The 15,287-nt window shown below is 56.7% G+C and carries 21 protein-coding genes; 20 read left to right on the forward strand and 1 reads right to left on the reverse strand.

Going from position 1 to position 15,287, the window contains the following annotated elements; translation table 11 throughout:
* Window positions 1–24 precede the first annotated feature (24 nt).
* The gene (locus I4V53_RS08805; RefSeq protein WP_195985324.1) at window positions 25–627 is read right to left on the reverse strand and encodes a helix-turn-helix domain-containing protein; all 603 of its coding nucleotides are present in this window, start codon (window positions 625–627) and stop codon (window positions 25–27) included.
* A 176-nt stretch (window positions 628–803) separates the two neighbouring features.
* Between I4V53_RS08805 and I4V53_RS08810 the strand changes: the two genes are divergently transcribed.
* The 20 genes from I4V53_RS08810 (at window position 804) to I4V53_RS08905 (ending at window position 15,268) form a co-directional block, all read left to right on the forward strand.
* The gene (locus I4V53_RS08810; RefSeq protein WP_195985325.1) at window positions 804–1,022 is read left to right on the forward strand and encodes a helix-turn-helix transcriptional regulator; all 219 of its coding nucleotides are present in this window, start codon (window positions 804–806) and stop codon (window positions 1,020–1,022) included.
* Window positions 1,023–1,096: 74 nt separating this feature from the next.
* Window positions 1,097–1,588 (forward strand): helix-turn-helix transcriptional regulator, encoded by a 492-nt coding sequence (locus I4V53_RS08815; RefSeq protein WP_195985326.1) that lies wholly within the window; start codon window positions 1,097–1,099, stop codon window positions 1,586–1,588.
* A 32-nt stretch (window positions 1,589–1,620) separates the two neighbouring features.
* The gene (locus I4V53_RS08820) at window positions 1,621–1,809 is read left to right on the forward strand and encodes a hypothetical protein (protein ID WP_195985327.1); all 189 of its coding nucleotides are present in this window, start codon (window positions 1,621–1,623) and stop codon (window positions 1,807–1,809) included.
* A complete protein-coding gene (locus I4V53_RS08825; protein WP_195985328.1) occupies window positions 1,797–2,456 on the forward strand; it encodes a transglycosylase SLT domain-containing protein in 660 nt (219 codons plus the stop codon). The genes I4V53_RS08820 and I4V53_RS08825 overlap by 13 nt, the downstream gene beginning before the upstream one ends.
* On the forward strand, window positions 2,449–2,748 hold the full coding sequence (locus I4V53_RS08830; RefSeq protein ID WP_195985329.1) for a hypothetical protein: 300 nt from the start codon (window positions 2,449–2,451) through the stop codon (window positions 2,746–2,748). Before I4V53_RS08825 ends, I4V53_RS08830 begins: the two co-directional genes overlap by 8 nt.
* On the forward strand, window positions 2,745–3,236 hold the full coding sequence (locus tag I4V53_RS08835) for a DUF6011 domain-containing protein (RefSeq protein WP_195985330.1): 492 nt from the start codon (window positions 2,745–2,747) through the stop codon (window positions 3,234–3,236). Before I4V53_RS08830 ends, I4V53_RS08835 begins: the two co-directional genes overlap by 4 nt.
* Window positions 3,229–3,600: a hypothetical protein gene (locus tag I4V53_RS08840; protein WP_195985331.1), complete on the forward strand. Its 372-nt coding sequence runs from the start codon at window positions 3,229–3,231 to the stop codon at window positions 3,598–3,600. The genes I4V53_RS08835 and I4V53_RS08840 overlap by 8 nt, the downstream gene beginning before the upstream one ends.
* Entirely contained in the window at window positions 3,597–4,610 is a 1,014-nt protein-coding gene (locus I4V53_RS08845; RefSeq protein WP_195985332.1) for a hypothetical protein, read from the forward strand. Before I4V53_RS08840 ends, I4V53_RS08845 begins: the two co-directional genes overlap by 4 nt.
* Entirely contained in the window at window positions 4,607–8,467 is a 3,861-nt protein-coding gene (gene sbcD / locus I4V53_RS08850; protein WP_195985333.1) for an exonuclease subunit SbcD, read from the forward strand. Before I4V53_RS08845 ends, sbcD begins: the two co-directional genes overlap by 4 nt.
* A 52-nt stretch (window positions 8,468–8,519) precedes the next feature.
* Complete coding sequence (locus I4V53_RS08855; protein ID WP_195985334.1) at window positions 8,520–9,389, forward strand: LvrA C-terminal domain-related protein; 870 nt, start codon at window positions 8,520–8,522, stop codon at window positions 9,387–9,389.
* 151 nt (window positions 9,390–9,540) lie between these two features.
* Entirely contained in the window at window positions 9,541–10,251 is a 711-nt protein-coding gene (locus I4V53_RS08860; protein ID WP_195985335.1) for an ATP-binding protein, read from the forward strand.
* 10 nt (window positions 10,252–10,261) lie between these two features.
* Complete coding sequence (locus I4V53_RS08865; RefSeq protein WP_195985336.1) at window positions 10,262–10,531, forward strand: hypothetical protein; 270 nt, start codon at window positions 10,262–10,264, stop codon at window positions 10,529–10,531.
* The gene (locus tag I4V53_RS08870; protein WP_195985337.1) at window positions 10,524–11,003 is read left to right on the forward strand and encodes a hypothetical protein; all 480 of its coding nucleotides are present in this window, start codon (window positions 10,524–10,526) and stop codon (window positions 11,001–11,003) included. Before I4V53_RS08865 ends, I4V53_RS08870 begins: the two co-directional genes overlap by 8 nt.
* A 16-nt stretch (window positions 11,004–11,019) precedes the next feature.
* Window positions 11,020–11,802, forward strand: a complete 783-nt coding sequence (locus I4V53_RS08875) for a hypothetical protein (protein ID WP_195985338.1) — start codon at window positions 11,020–11,022, stop codon at window positions 11,800–11,802.
* A gap of 143 nt (window positions 11,803–11,945) precedes the next feature.
* Window positions 11,946–12,293 carry a hypothetical protein gene (locus I4V53_RS08880; protein WP_195985339.1) on the forward strand — a complete coding sequence of 116 codons (348 nt, stop codon included), beginning with the start codon at window positions 11,946–11,948 and terminating at the stop codon, window positions 12,291–12,293.
* Window positions 12,286–12,753, forward strand: a complete 468-nt coding sequence (locus I4V53_RS08885; protein WP_195985340.1) for a hypothetical protein — start codon at window positions 12,286–12,288, stop codon at window positions 12,751–12,753. Before I4V53_RS08880 ends, I4V53_RS08885 begins: the two co-directional genes overlap by 8 nt.
* Window positions 12,746–13,525, forward strand: coding sequence for a methyltransferase (locus I4V53_RS08890; protein ID WP_195985341.1), 780 nt, complete (start codon window positions 12,746–12,748; stop codon window positions 13,523–13,525). The genes I4V53_RS08885 and I4V53_RS08890 overlap by 8 nt, the downstream gene beginning before the upstream one ends.
* 2 nt (window positions 13,526–13,527) lie before the next feature.
* Window positions 13,528–14,325: a DUF5131 family protein gene (locus I4V53_RS08895; RefSeq protein ID WP_195985342.1), complete on the forward strand. Its 798-nt coding sequence runs from the start codon at window positions 13,528–13,530 to the stop codon at window positions 14,323–14,325.
* Window positions 14,318–14,575 carry a hypothetical protein gene (locus tag I4V53_RS08900; protein ID WP_195985343.1) on the forward strand — a complete coding sequence of 86 codons (258 nt, stop codon included), beginning with the start codon at window positions 14,318–14,320 and terminating at the stop codon, window positions 14,573–14,575. Before I4V53_RS08895 ends, I4V53_RS08900 begins: the two co-directional genes overlap by 8 nt.
* The gene (locus I4V53_RS08905) at window positions 14,576–15,268 is read left to right on the forward strand and encodes a DUF2786 domain-containing protein (protein WP_195985344.1); all 693 of its coding nucleotides are present in this window, start codon (window positions 14,576–14,578) and stop codon (window positions 15,266–15,268) included.
* Window positions 15,269–15,287: the final 19 nt, after the last annotated feature.

The raw sequence follows: 15,287 nt of genomic DNA on the forward strand, positions 1-15,287 counted from the left end.
GCTTCTCTCTAAAATCAACATAGATTATGTTGCGCTCTTTCTTGACAATGTATCGCTCGAACCCTTTTTAACATTGAGCACATAATCGAGGTCCGCCTGCATAATTTGGTCGAGGATAGCGCACACCTCGTTCTTAAAGGCGTTTTGCAGCTCCATAAGCTCGGATAAAAAGAGCGGCTCCATATTGCCTCCGTTGCTTTCGATATAGTTCTTTATCTCTGCGCGGGAGGCTTGCAACTTGTGTATAAGCTCGCGGTAAAGGCGCAGGCGCTCCGCCCGACCTTGCCGCATATCACGGTTCAGCAGCACATAGAAGTCGTCGAATATCTCTGTTACGACCGGTTTGAGCTCCGGCGGCAGCGCGTCGTAATGCTTCTTGAAATTGGTGTTGTCGTTGCGGAACACCACGTCCGCGTGCTTGCGCTCCTCGTCGCGGCCGAGGAGATAATCAACCGTTACATCGAAATATTCGGCCAGCCTGCACAGGGTATCATAATCCGGCTCTTTTCCTCCCGTTTCGTAGCCGGACACAGTAGAACGCTGCTTGTTTATGACATTCGCCAAATCCGTCTGCGTTATTCTCCGCTCATTTCGGAGAGATATAATTCTATCGGAAAATCGTTTCATTTTGGCACCGCCTCTCTTAAAAATATATCATAACATAGTTTGCCCCTTTAAGGAACACTTTGACCCGATAATCGGCATTTTGAAAAATATTTTTGAAAAAAGATTGACTTCGCCCCTTTTAGGAGCTATAATGTCGTTAGATACCCCGATAAGGGGCAGCAAAGGAGGTGAAAAACGTGAGGGAAAAGCTCGTGAAGCTGCGTGAAGCGGCCGGTTACACGCAGGAGACATTCTCAAAGGCGATTGGGATTTCCCGCAGCCATTACTCGCAAATCGAGACTGGCGAAAAGGACCCCTCTCTGAAAGTGAGCCTGAAAATCAAGCGCAAGCTCGGCTATGACAGGGACGACATTTTTTTTACCCACAAAAGCCCCGTTTCGCGTCGCGCAGAGTGATTATTTGGCTCTTTTCGCGTCTTTCCCCCTCTCTTGCCTTGTCTACATTTTAGGTCGAAAGGAGGCGAAAATATATGCCCAAGATGGCGACGAAAGCGGCGGGCAACGTCTTTTATGAGGCACGAATGGCAGCGGCAACGTGGAACGACAAGCTCAACAGCCGTGAGGGAGCCGCAGAAATTACCGGCCTCGACCGGACGCGGCTCGCCTACATAGAGCTCGGGACCATCAACCCACACCCAGAGGAGGTCCTTATCCTTGCGGATGCCTACAATGCGCCGGAGCTGCTCAATCATTTCTGCTCGCACATGTGTCCGCTCGGTGTTCACACGGTCCGGCCAGTACAACTCCAAGAGCTCGAGCGGTCCACGTTGCAGCTTCTTTCTGCGCTGCAAAGCATACCCGCCCTCAAGGATAGCCTTATCAACATCTGCGCCGATGGCGTAATCAGCGAACAAGAAAAGCCGCAGATGGAGGACATTCTCAAGCGGCTGGACGACACGGCCGCAAGCATAGAGGCCCTAAAACTCTACTACCGCAAACAATTTGGTAATAGGACAAATTAGGGCCGAAATAAACTGGAAAAGGAGGTGTTTTTATGGCCGCAGGTGCGGAGACAGGCAATATTGTCTCCGAGTTTTCCATCGGGAACACCCGCGTCAAGATATGCGACGATTACTGCCGCGACAGGACGCGAGAGGACGTTGAGCAGATTTTGCAGCGGATAGCCCGCCGGGCACTCGAACAATTTTCCGCAGCTACGGCTACAACGCCATGCACCGATTGAAACGTAGATTTGAGATAACGGCAACCGTTCTCTTGCTCGCCTCCCTTGTGTTTATCGCAGGGAACGCGCTCGCGCTGACGAGCGCCACAGGGCCGGAGGCGGCCGTTATTTCGGAACATGATTGGACAAGCCTGCCAGCAGCCACGGCAGAGGCGCGGCCGTCACCGGCAGCGGAGCCGAAACCTGTGGCGGAGGAAACAAAGCCAGTGGACAAGCCGCCGCTCTATGACGTCCCGATGTCGGACGAGCTGCAAGGTTATCTATACGAGGCCTGCGAGGAAACCGGCGTACCGTTTGAGCTTGCTCTTGCGCTCATTGGAAATGAGAGCGGCTACCGGCCGGAGGTTATCAGCAAGACCAACGACTACGGCCTCATGCAGATAAACACCTGCAATCACGAGTGGCTCGAGGAGGAGCTCGGCGTCGAGGACTTTCTCGACCCGGAGGACAACATCACCGCAGGGCTCTATATCCTTTCTGGCTACTTTGAAAAGTACGAGGACCCGAACATGGTTCTCATGGCCTATAACATGGGCGAGTACGGCGCGCAGCAGCAATGGGAAAAAGGCGTCTATCAGACGGAATATTCCCGGCGCGTCATAGCGAGGATAGACGAGCTTGAGAGAAAGGAGTTCCCCGATGAATGACGTTAGGCAGGCGACCGCGCCCGGATTGCGCAAAAAAAGAGCACCCCGCAGGGCGCTCGAAAGATACGCAGCTATCGCAATTCTTTTCCTCTCGGAGGTTCTTGTTGCGGCCGGAGCCGGTTTTGCCGTTTCGCTTTGGGCGCTCCCGGCAGCTTACCGGGAGAGAGGATATAACGCCGTCGGCGGCGAGTGGTTTTTGATTTTAGCCGTCGCCGCGATTGCATACCACATCTACCATAACTGGCTTTTCAAACAGCTTGAGGAGCCGCAGAAAAAGGAGGATTTACCATGACGAACACCACTACCACCGGAGGGAGCCGCTGCGGACGTTGCCACCGCGTACTCAAAAACCCGCAGGCCGTCGAGGCTGGCTATGGAGCAGTTTGCTACCGCAAGACATTCGGCAACAGCCTCCCCGGAAAAAGAAAGCCCCGCGCGCCAAAGGGCGACGCCGGGAGAGAGAAACACACGACCGCCGGGCGCTCGGATTTCGATTTTCACCTGCGGACTGTTGACGGCCGGAACATCATCGTTATCGAGGACCTCGACGCAGGCGGCATGAGCGTCACCAACAATATCGAGGCCGTTGTCGCAGAGGCGGCCGGGCAGCTTGGCACAGACCCGAACACCGCGCTCATTATCTACCGGGACAGCAGCGGTATCTATGACGGCGTGAGAGCGTCCATCGGAGACGGCCGCTACGGGTTCTACCATTTGGGCCAAAAAGACGAGGCGGCGGCCATCGAGGCGGCGCTCGCGGCCAGAGGGGCTATTGCTTGACCTGCGGGCGCGGGCCGAGCATTACCTCGGCGGGCCCATCTCGCCGGAGGAGTTCGAGCGCGCAGAGCCCTACGCCCGCCGTAAGCTCGAGAGAATAAACAGCCGCGAGGGTACGGACCACGGCGGCGAGTACCTTGCAATACTCGTTTCGGAAATCGTACAAAGTGACCGCTTTTCAGATTACACGCTCGCCTTATCGTTGCAGCGGGAAATCGAAAAGCAGGTTGCGGAAAATCCAATATGTCAAGCGTGCGGGAAATGTGGCATGAGAAAAGACCGTCCCATTACGGAAACGGCCCCTCATATCAGCACCATTATTTTACCTCACGCCAGAGCAAAAGTCAAGACGGAGGTGCAGCAATGAGCAATTCACTCGCTATTACGCAGCAATACCCGGTTAGCCAGTACAATCTCCTCGTCCCCATGCAGACGGTGACGGAGATTGCGGACATTCAAAAGCCGGTTATGAACGTGGTACAGATTTCAACGGACCTCAATGACAAGGAGATTTACGAGCAGGAAAAAGCCAAAAAGGCTTGGACGGACCGAGACGGCTATTCGCACCCTGCCGTCCCGGCGCGCTATTCCATCACCAAAAAAGGGCTCACAAAACTCATGCGAGCCGCAGGCATTAAAATCCTTTCCTCTCGTCCGGTTATCCCGTCCACCTGTCAGAAATGCGCCAATATGAACGCGGCCATCGGAAAGCCGGTCCGCTGCGGGGCCTGCCCGAATAAGGACGTAAAATACGAGGTCCGTATCAGCGTACCGCAGCTCACCGGAGAGGATATGGAGGTCGTAGCGCACAAGGAAATCCTCGTGGACGACGTTGTGGAGGGCATGAGCGACAAACAACGCGCCGAGTTCCTCAAGTTCCGAAATGAAATGTGCGAGAGCAAGGCCCTGAACCGCGCGCTGCGGACGGCCATGCAAATCAAGGGGACCTACCTCATTGAGGAGTTCAAAAAGCCGTTTGTCGTAGCATACCTCGTTCCGAACCTCGACAACCCGGACGTCAAAGCGGAGGCGGTAAAGGCAATGTTCGGAGCAGCCGACGACATCTACGGCAGCCATAAGACCCGCAAGACAATCTATGTTGACGACGACTACGACGACGGAGACGGCCACGAGGCCCACGACGAACCCATCGGCCAGCCCTACGCCGCGCCGGAGCCGGAACCCGCACCGGCCGCCGCCCCTCGCGCGCAGCAGAACGAACAGGCTGGACACGCAAAAGAGGTAGACCCCGACAAGTGCGTTGTTTGCGGCAAGCAGCTCACAAAGGGCGTTTCAAGCTACTCAATCGAAAAGTTTAATATCCCGCTGTGCATGGACCACCAGCGCGAGGAAGAAAGAGAGAGGGCGCAGCTATGACAATCAAGGTTTTGCATACGGCGGACTGGCATATCGGCTCTTTTCCCGGCCCGGAGGTAAACGGAGAGAACGCCCGCCTCAAAGACATCGAGGAGTGCCTCGAAAAGCTCGCGGCCACGGCGAACGACGAGGAACCGGACATCATCATCATTTCCGGCGACGTGTTTCACCAAGCCCGCGTTTGGAGCGACCGAGGGCTCCGAGAGGCCCGCATTGCCATCGGTTACATCAAGCGCCTCGCGGCGGTTGCGCCGGTATGCGTCCTGCGCGGAACGCCAAATCACGACAGCGAGGAACAGTTCAATATGCTCCGCACCTACTTCACCGGCGATGAGCGCGTCACCATCATGGATGAGCCCGGCGTGTATGCGGTGAAAACCTACGGCGGAGGAACGGCGGTCCAAGTGGCCGCCCTCCCCGGCTTTGACAGGGGCTACTACCGAGCCCGCCACCCCGGCCTCTCGAAAGAGGAGGAAAACGAGATGTTCACGGCGGAGCTTGCCAAGATGATTATTGGGCTCAAGGCACAATGCAGCGACGCCGTTCCCTCTATCCTCTCCACGCATTTCACGGTAACGGGAGCCAACACGGAGAGCGGACAGACACAGCTATTCGCACAGTATGAGCCCGTCATTGAACCCGCCACGCTGGCGGCGGCAGACTTTGACCTCGTTTGTCTCGGGCATATTCACAGGCCGCAGCAACTCGAGGGCTGTCTCAACACGTTCTACTGCGGTAGCATTTTCGGGCTCAACTTCAACGACGAGGGCCAACAGCGAGGGTTCTATATCCACGAGCTCGAATACGGCCGCGTCTCCTCCCGGTTTATTGAAACGCCGAGCCGGGAGTTCCTCACAATCCGAATGGACGAGCAGGATATTTCGGCGTTCAACGGCGGTGGCGCGGAGGCCATCTACTCGAACCTTACGCCCGGACAGCTCATTCAGAATAAAATCGTCCGCGTCCTCTACAACTGCACCGACGAGAGCAACAAGACGCTCAACAAGACCCTGCTGGAAAGCGTGATTTACAACGCCGGAGCGTATTGGGTGCAGGAGATTACCCCGGAGAAAATCTCCGTCACGGCCAACCGGAACGCCCTCGGAGCCGACAACACACCGGAGGATAACCTGCGGGAATACCTCGAGGAAACCGGCGTGGACCCGGCAAAGGCGGCGGAGTACATCGAGCTCGCCCGGCCGATTATCGCCGAGGCGCTTGAGAGCACGCTCACCGAAAAGAAAACCGGCCTCTTTATGCCGGTCGAAATCGAGGTTAAAAACTACCGGAATTACCGCGAGGAGCGGTTCAGCTACGACGGCATTCGGTTCTGCACCGTCAACGGCGAAAACGGCGCAGGAAAGAGCAGCCTGTTTATGGACGCCATGCTCGACGCCCTTTTCGAGGAGCCGCGCGAGGGCGACCTCACCGGCTGGATTTGTAACGACCCGGAGGCCCGCAGCGGCTCTATCAAGTTCACGTTCCGCCTCGGCGAGCAGCTTTACCGCGTCACCCGGACCCGCGCCAAAAGCGGCAAGGCGACGCTCAACCTCGCGGAGCTCGTAGACGGCGAGTGGACGGACCGCAGCCGGGAGAGATACCGCGACACGCAGGCGGAAATTGAGAACACAATCGGCATGGACAGCCTCACGCTCAAGGCGTGCGCCCTTATCATGCAGGACCAGTACGGCCTATTTTTGCAGGCCGACAAAGAGGCCCGCATGAATATCCTCGGGAATATCCTCGGGCTTGCCATTTACGGCATTATGGAGGACAAAGCGAGCGACGCCGCCACCCGGACCAACCGCGAGCTCCGCAAGGTAAACGACACGCTCGAGGAGGTCGGCAGGGGCCTACCGGACGCCGGGCAGCTTGAGCGAGACGCCGAACAGGCGCAGGCGGACATCGAGCAGCTCAACCGGGAAATCGACGGAAAGACCGTTGAGGCCGACAATATCCGCTTGAAGCTCAATCAGACGCAGCAGGCGGCCGAGAGAGCGGCGAAAATCAGCTCGGCAATAGAAAACACCCGGCAGAGGAAAACGGCCGCAGAGGGCTCCCTCGCGGCGCAGAACGCGGCCGCCAGCAGCGCGGAGGCGCTACTCGGACAGGAGCCGGAAATCAAGAGACACATTGAGCGGTATAACAGCTTGCTCGAACAGGAGCGCGGGCTCCTAACAGCAAAGGGCCAGCACGACGCCAAAATTGCGGAATGCGACCGGGTTGAGAATGAGCTCCACGCCGCAAAATGTGAGCTTATCGACATCGACGGTGAGGCACTGAACCTCAAAGAGCGGCGCGCGTCCTATGAAAAGGCAGTTTCGGAGGAACCGGCGCTGACCGAGAAAAAAGCGGAGTATGACACCATTTCGGCCGAGATTTTGAACATGGAGGCCAGCGCGGCCGAGTACATCAGCGCCACAGAGGCCGTGAACGTCGCCGAACGCGCTTTATCAGGGCTCAAAGCCCGGACGGAGGCCGAGCGCAGGAGCAAGGCCCTCGCCATTCAGCAGCTCAAGAGCAAGGCGACCCTCCTCGATGATAGCGGTTGCCCACTCGGGGCCGAGGCAACGTGCAAGTTCCTTGTGGACGCCATTGCCGCGCGCGACGCCATTCCCACCGAGGAGGCGGCGCTCGAGGCGTGGGACGCCGAACAGGCGCAGGCCCTCGCAGAGGCCGAGAAACGCCTCAATTCTGCCGTTGAAGCCCGTGACGGGATTTCATATAGCCCGGACGATTTGATGGCAAAGAGGGCCGTTCTCTCCTCTCTCAAGGGCATTGTCGATAAACTTTCCTCCATGACGCTCTACAAAGAGCGGATTAAGAACGTGGACGAACGGCTCGCGGAGCTGAAAAGCAGACGCAGCGCCACGGAGGAGAAAATCGGGCAGCTCGAACAACGGTATGAGGCCCTTATATCCGAGACGCAGCAGACGGCCGACGCCGCCAACCGGCACGCTACCATTGCGGCGGACCTCGCCGCCGAGAAGCCTTGGCTCGAAAAAGAAAAGCTCCTACCGGCCGCCCTCGAGCGGAAAGTCGCGGCGCAGAACCGGGCTCTCGAGCTCTTACAGGAGATTGACAGATATGAGGAGGAGCTCAAAACCGCAGAGGCAGAGCGCGCGGCAGAGATTGAAGCAGCGACCGGCGCGGACGGCTACAAGACGCAGCTCGCGGCCGTAGAGGCGGAAATTAACGCCCTGCGCGGTCGGTTGCAAGAGCTCAATCAGAGTATTGGAGCAATTACGCGCCAGCTTGAGGAACACAAAAAATCCGCCGACCGAATGAACGAGCTCCGGCAGCAGGCCGAAAAACTTTCCGAGACGGCGGTCGGATACGAGGAGCTCAAAAGGGCTTTTTCACAGGACGGCATACCACACAACATCATCAGGACCATTATTCCGGTATTTGAGGCCACGGCGACCAATATTCTCGGGCAGATGTCCGGCGGGCGCATGAGCGTGGAGCTTGTCACGGAAAAGGTCCTCAAGAGCAATAACAAAAAAGAGGTTACGGCGCTCGACATCATCATCAACGACGCCGGAACCGGCCCCCTCCCGTACATGAGCCGCTCCGGCGGCGAGCGCGTAAAAGCGGCGCTCTCTGTCATTCTTGCCCTCTCGGAGATTAAGAGCACAAAGGCGGGAGTGCAGCTCGGGTTCTTGTTCATCGACGAACCGCCGTTCCTCGACGGCCCCGGCGTTCAGGCGTATTGCGACGCCCTCGAGGCCATACAGGCGCGCTACGCTGGCCTCAAGGTTATGGCAATCACGCACGACCCGAGCATGAAAGCGCGGTTCCCGCAGAGCGTGGACGTGGTTAAGACGGCAGAGGGCAGCAAGATTATTTATGACTAAATCAGCGGGCAGCCGGGGCGCAAGCCCCGGAGCCCGGATTGGAGGTGCAATAGTGGGACGACCACAGAAACAAACAGCGGATTGGTTCCCGCACTATGCCAAAGGGACCTCCGACAGCCGGACCAAGTTTATTCTTGAGGACGGCTGGGGAAATGACGGATATGCTTTTTGGTTTAAGCTCCTCGAGCTGCTTTGCCGAAGCAACGGCCACTGCTACAACTGCGCCGAGAACGGCAATAAACGCTACCTTGTCGCCTATATGAAAGTGGACGAGGAAAAAGCAAACGCCATTCTCGAGGCCCTTGTAGACATGGGGAAAATCGACAGAGAGCTATGGGAGGGCGCACAGATTATTTGGTGCCAAAACCTCGTTGACAACCTCTCAAACATGTATTCCAAGAGGACGGTATCAGCGCCCATTAAGCCGGTTTTGGGAGAGTTATCGGGGCGGAAACTCGATGAAATCGACGAGCGCGGCGGAGAAACCGGCACACCACCGGACGAGGCCGACGAGGGAGCGGGAACACCGCCTCCGACCGCGCCGAAACCCCGGCGGAAAAAGCCGAGCAGCCTCTCGAAAAAGCAGGAGGAGCGATTTAACCGGTTCTGGCACGCATACCCCAAAAAGGTTGCGATTGGAGAGACGGAAAAGGCATGGGCCAAAATTGACCCCGACGACGAGCTGGCGGAGAAAATCATCAAGGCCGTCGAGGACGCCAAGAGGCTTGACAGCAGGTTCCGCGAGCCGCGCTGGACCCCACACCCGGCGACTTGGCTAAATGGGCGCGAATGGGAGAACGAATACGATACCACAACACAGAAAGGCGGTCCACACGATGGAGAAGATAGGAGCGATTTTAGGCCGAGCAGCGGGTTCCGTCCAAGCGCCGGGTTCAAGCCAGCGCCCGGAACAGACGAATAGCAGCAAGATTACCAGCAAAGAAGCTCTCGAGCGGAATATCCCTTGTAGGAACCCTCCGCCGGAGCCGGTCAAATGTGAATATTGTGGAGCTACCCTCTATCATGAGGGCCTCATCTTTGACGGAGCAGTAGCGATTTGGTTCATGTACCCCATGCGTTGTACATGCGGGCAGGCCAAAAAGCATTGGGAGGATTATGACGCCGAACAAGAACGTAAAAAGCGCCAAGAGGAGCTCGACGCTGAACGCGCCAGAAAGCGGGCTCGGATTGAGCGCCTCCTCGGTAAAAGCGGCATTAAAAAGAGATTCCAGCAACGGACTTTCGATAATTTTATCACGGACACGGCAGCTCGGAAACGCTGCTACCGAGCGGCGAAAGAGTACGCGGACAATTTTGCAGCCATCTATCCCACTGGCGCAGGGCTCTACATAGAGGGCAGCAACGGCACGGGAAAGACACACCTCGCCGCCGCCGTTGCATTGCAGCTCATCGAACAAGGCATACCGGTCGTCTGCAAGACGTCGAGCGACCTCCTCGGGGACATCAAGCGCGCGTTCGATGATGGACAAATCAGCGAATACGACGTACTCCGCGCCTACAAAGATGTGGACCTCCTCATCATTGACGACCTCGGAAAAGAGCAATGCACAGATTGGAGCATGAGCACGCTCTATTCCATTCTCAACGACCGATACGAGGATATGAAGCCCACCATCATCACGACCAACTATGGAGACGCGGACCTCGTTCGAGCCCTCACGCCGAAAGGACACGATGATACGAAAATTAAGGCCATTATTAGCCGCCTGCGAGAGACTTCCACCGTCCTCACGATGGCGTGGGAGGATTATCGGAGCAGATAGGAGGATTTTTATGGGACACCTGAAAGACGACCACGGAATGACGTTGCTGGGCTCTACACCTCCCGGCACCTGCCCGGAATGCGCCGTGAAGCATGACCCGGAGCAGCCGCATAACCGAGATAGCCTTTGCTATCAATACAAGTTTTACGACCAACACGGACGCTGGCCGACGTGGGCCGACGCTATGGCACACTGTACGCCGGAGGTCAAGGCCATTTGGCGCGAGGCCCTCAAGGAGCACGGCGTCGATATTGGCGAGGAGGCGCTGGACCATGCTTGACATCATAGAACGGTTTAACGAGCAAGAGCGCGAGAACGAAAAACAGCGTGAAGTCATTGATATGAAAATTGCGGCACGGCTGGCGCAGATTGAGAGGCTCAAGAAACGTCGTGAGAGGCTTTTTGGCGTGGACTGGGTAAAGGGTATCGTAGAGCCGCTTGCGGCGGTTCTCGCCGCCCGCGCGGGCCTCTCTTGGGAGATTTACGGTCCGTTTGGCTTGAGGTCTGCGACCTCAATTTACCTGCGAGAGGATATGAGCCGGAGCATTACAGAACAGACGACGCGCTCCATTCACCTCGTACCAATGCACAATGAAAATGGCGGTTATATCATCCATTACGAGACGGGAGAAACCGACGACAGCTACCAAAAAGGCAGCCTCGGCGAGCGCAACGGAATGAACCGAAAAACCGCCCCTCTCCCGGACACCATTGAGGAGATTGAAAAACTCCTCGTTACAGCCACACACTGAAAGGAGGCAGCAAACAATGCCTGAAATTATCCCTTTGAACCCGGAGCTTATTCACCGGGCCAATTCTAACAGTTTCAACGGCGGCCGTGGGGACAACAGCAACGCCTCATACCTCGCCTATTGCCAAGAGGTTCTTGAGTTCCCTATTGCGGACAGCCGGAAAGAAAAGCTCCTCAAAGAGCTGCACAAGCGGTATTCGGTTGTCCTGAATTATGAGGCGCAGCACGTCAGCGTCATGGTTGCGGGACCGGCGAATTATAACTCCAAGAGGCTCGACAAGGGCGACCAAGTGCTCAAAGCCTCACACGATTTTTACGAATGGTTTGGCGGTATACGGGAGCAGGTAAAACATTCCGCTATACCGGACGACAAAACCGATGGCCTCCTCGAGGACATCGAGTTCCGCGACCAGCGGCCGGAGCTGGACCCCACAAACAAGCTGATGGAGCTCGCGTTCGCTGATAACACAAAGTTTATCGAGCTTTTTGAGACCATGCTCCCGAAATACCGCTGGCGCAAAAACAGCAGCATTTATAAGCTGTACCTCCGCTCAAAGGCCGGAGAGGTCCGAGAGGTCCGAAAAGAGGCGGTTTTTGAGGACGACAACCTCACCGCCTACAAGGAGGGCGACCGGTACTACATCAAGTTTGTGTTGAAGTGCAAACGGCAGCTCCACGTCGCCCTGAAAAGCCGGGGCTGGTGGTGGAACAGCTACGCGCAGGCATACAGCACCTACCTCGACCGGTTCGACCTCGATTGGGTAAAGAGTATCAGCGAGCGGTACGCGGCCTATGTCTGATACGGAGAAGTGCAAAATATTCAACTGCGACCGGCGGCGCGGGAGTTACTGTTGCTTTTACTGCGGCCAAAGGCAAAGCTGCAAGAACCCATGCCTCAATACTCCCGCCCGGTGCGGGCAGCTATCAGAAAAAGGAGGAAAAAATGGACAGATGGACCATCAAGCAGCTCAATAGCATGAGCGACCTCGAGTTCGCGGCCGCCATTCTGAACGAGCGGCGGAACAAAGTCACGCCATATTCGCCGCTCGGGATTAAACTCGCCAGCGTAGCCCACACCCTTTTAGACCTCGCGGCTCTCAAACAGCCGCAGACCCTCGTAGTTGAGCTCCCGGAGGGAATGACGCAGCCGGAGCGAGAGGAGCTCGCCGACGCGCTGCACGACGTTCGGCAGGAATGGGCCGAGGAGGACCGCTCTGTTGGGATTTTCCCCATGCCGCAGCGGGAGCTCAACATCGTAGCAAAACTCGAGGAGGCGTTGCGGAATGGTTGAGTTTATAGAGAAAGAGCCTTTCACAGATACAGACCCATTCATCGGAGAAACCTACGCCCCGGTTTTCATGGTAAGGGACGGCGTGGAGTATTTCGTTATCAACCGTGTCGCCAGCATTGATGGAGACAGCTTTTACGCGCGGCAGGCGAACGGCCGCCTCGAGGCAGCCAAGCAAATGCTTGCCGAGAACGACGGCCGGTACTGCATGTTCTACGGCCCGGACCCGGACCCGGAAAAATTGCTCAAGGAAATCGAGCGGCGCGGTCACACGTTTACGGAGCCGGAGGACCTTTTCGCGGATTGCCACGACGCCATCTACGGCGGCGGGTTTGTTGACTTCCACGGCAATCTGAACGAAGTCTCCGCCGCGTTCATGTACCGGATTTTCGACAGCGAGCTCGTCGAGAAGTTGAAAAAACAAGCGCAGCCCATCGTAGAGAGGAGCGTTGAGAATGAGTAAGCTGACAAAACCGCAAATACGGGCGCATGAGCAGGCTCTCCGGTTACTCGAGCGCGGTTGCCTCACCCATGAGGAAAAGTTGTTTGTGTTCGAGAATTACCGGGAGGACGCCGAGCACATAAACAGCAAAGCCGGAGCGTTCTTTACCCCGTTCGGACTGGCGAACGATTTTGTGCTCCAAATCCCTTACAGGTACGAACACACCATCAGGATAATCGACCTTTGTGCCGGTATTGGCATTTTGAGCTACGCCGCTTCTCTCGAGGGAAATAGTTGGAGCCGCAGCTACGCCGACATAACCTGCGTCGAGATAAACCCGGACTATGTTGAGGTCGGAAAGAAGCTCCTGCCGCAGGCGACGTGGATATGCGGAGACGCCCTCGACCCGGAGTTCACAAAGAGCCTCGGTAGGTTCGATTTCGCAATGTCAAATCCACCGTTCGGAAACACGCCGACGCCACACCGAGGAGCCTACATCAGCAGCGCATTCGAGCACATGGTTATTGAGGCGGCGGCCAGAATTGCGGACGAGGGCGCATTCATTATTCCTCAAATGAGCGCGCCGTTTGTTTACAGCGGCACCAGCGACCACCGCTGGCTCGAAGCCGGGAAAGGCCGGACGTTCGAGGAGAAAACCGGTATAAAACTCGAGTTCAACGCGGGAATTGACACGGCGGTACATAAAAACGAGTGGCATGGCGTCGCCCCGGTTTGTGAAATTGTATGCTGCGACTTTACCGAGCGCACCGGCCAAATGAAAATGGAGGCATGAACATGGATAAAACAAAGATAGATTGGGCTGACATGAGCTGGAACCCCGTCACCGGTTGCCGCCACGGCTGCGAATACTGTTACGCCCGGCGCATTGCCGAGCGGTTCGGCGGATATGACAGCGGCGGAGGTGTTTCCACATTCAACCCCTTACCGCGAGCGGAGCTTACGCGGCCGCTCACCATAACACGCGCCAACGGAAAGACCATAAACTCGCCCTACCCGTTCGGGTTTGAGCCGACGCTCCACCGCTACCGCCTCGGAGAGCCCGCGCGCAAGCAGCGGACACGGAACATTTTCGTCGGCAGCATGACGGACCTTTTCGGAGCTTGGGTCCCTACGGCGTGGATTAGAGACGTCATTGACGCTTGCGAGGAGGCAGACCAGCATAATTACATGTTCCTCACCAAGAACCCCGGCCGCTACATTGACCTCGACAGAATGGCGCTCCTGCCGCGAGAGAGTAACTTTTGGTACGGCACAACCGTCACCGCGCCGGAGCAGGATTATTTCTATTCGGACCATCACAAGACATTCTTGAGCATAGAACCGCTCCTCTGCCCGATGGGAGACAGCGCCACCGCGCTCAAAGGCGTGGACTGGTTAATCGTCGGAGCCATGACGGGACCCGGCAGCGAGAAGCACCGGCCGCAGCGCGCATGGGTTGAGGACATCGTTGCACAGTGCCGAGAGCGCAGCGTTCCGGTCTTTATGAAAGGCAACCTTGCGCCGGTATGGGGCGAGCCCCTCATTCAGGAGTTCCCGCCGGAGCTCAAGAGGGAGGCGCGGACCAATGCCTAAATATCCGAAAAATCACAAGGACGTCGAATACTACGTCCCCGGCCGCAAAAAGAGGATTGTAGGCTCCACGAGATACGCCAGTGATTTCCTCGCCATTATGCACCAAGACCACCCTACGCTTACAATCCGGCAGCTACGGGAGCTCATTTCAGACCGCTCTCGGTACATACCTGACCCGGAGGCGATAGAGGTCCTCGACGCACACATAAATGCGGGCTACGGCGACCTAACGCCAGATTGGAGTTACTGAATGGAGACAAAAGATTACAAGGACAAAATCAGAAAGCTCCTCGCCCTTGCAGAGAGCCCGTCAGAGCATGAAGCAAAGGCGGCGCTCCTCAAGGCCCGGCAGCTTATGGCAGAGCACAAGCTCCGGCCGGAGGACATCGAACCGGCCAAGAATAAAAAGCTCATAAACAGAGAAATCGACGTTACCTGCACCAAACAGAAAGGCGCATGGAAAACGCCTCTTTCCGCCACAATCGCGGAGGCGTATTGTTGCAAGGCGTACCGCAGGCACAAATACCGAGCGAGGACGTACCGCATTGGTTTTATCGGGCTCGAGGACGACTTTGACATCTGCGAGAGGATTTTCAAGTATGCGGTCGATTGTGTCGAGAGCAAAGCGGCGGAAATCCGGCGCAGGCACAAAGACGTATATACGCCGCAGTACATTGAAAAGCTCGTGGACGCCTACGCCGTGGGATTTAACAGCGGTGTCAGCAGCGCGTTTGAGCGCCAGAAAGAGCAACATCAGGAATGGGGCCTCGTCCTCGTCACCCCGAAAGAGGTCCAAGAGGAATGGGACGCCCTCGGAAAAGCGAGCAAGCTCAAAGACTTTGACCTCGCAAGCCTTGACAAAATGCAGTATGCAATGGAGGGCGAACGAGACGGCAGGGAGTTCAAGCCCGGAACGCGGCTCACCGCTGGAATGGAGGCGTAGCAGATGGAATACACAGTTA

The sequence above is a fragment of the Clostridium sp. D33t1_170424_F3 genome (genome assembly GCF_015667585.1).
GTDB lineage: Bacteria > Bacillota > Clostridia > Oscillospirales > Acutalibacteraceae > Anaeromassilibacillus.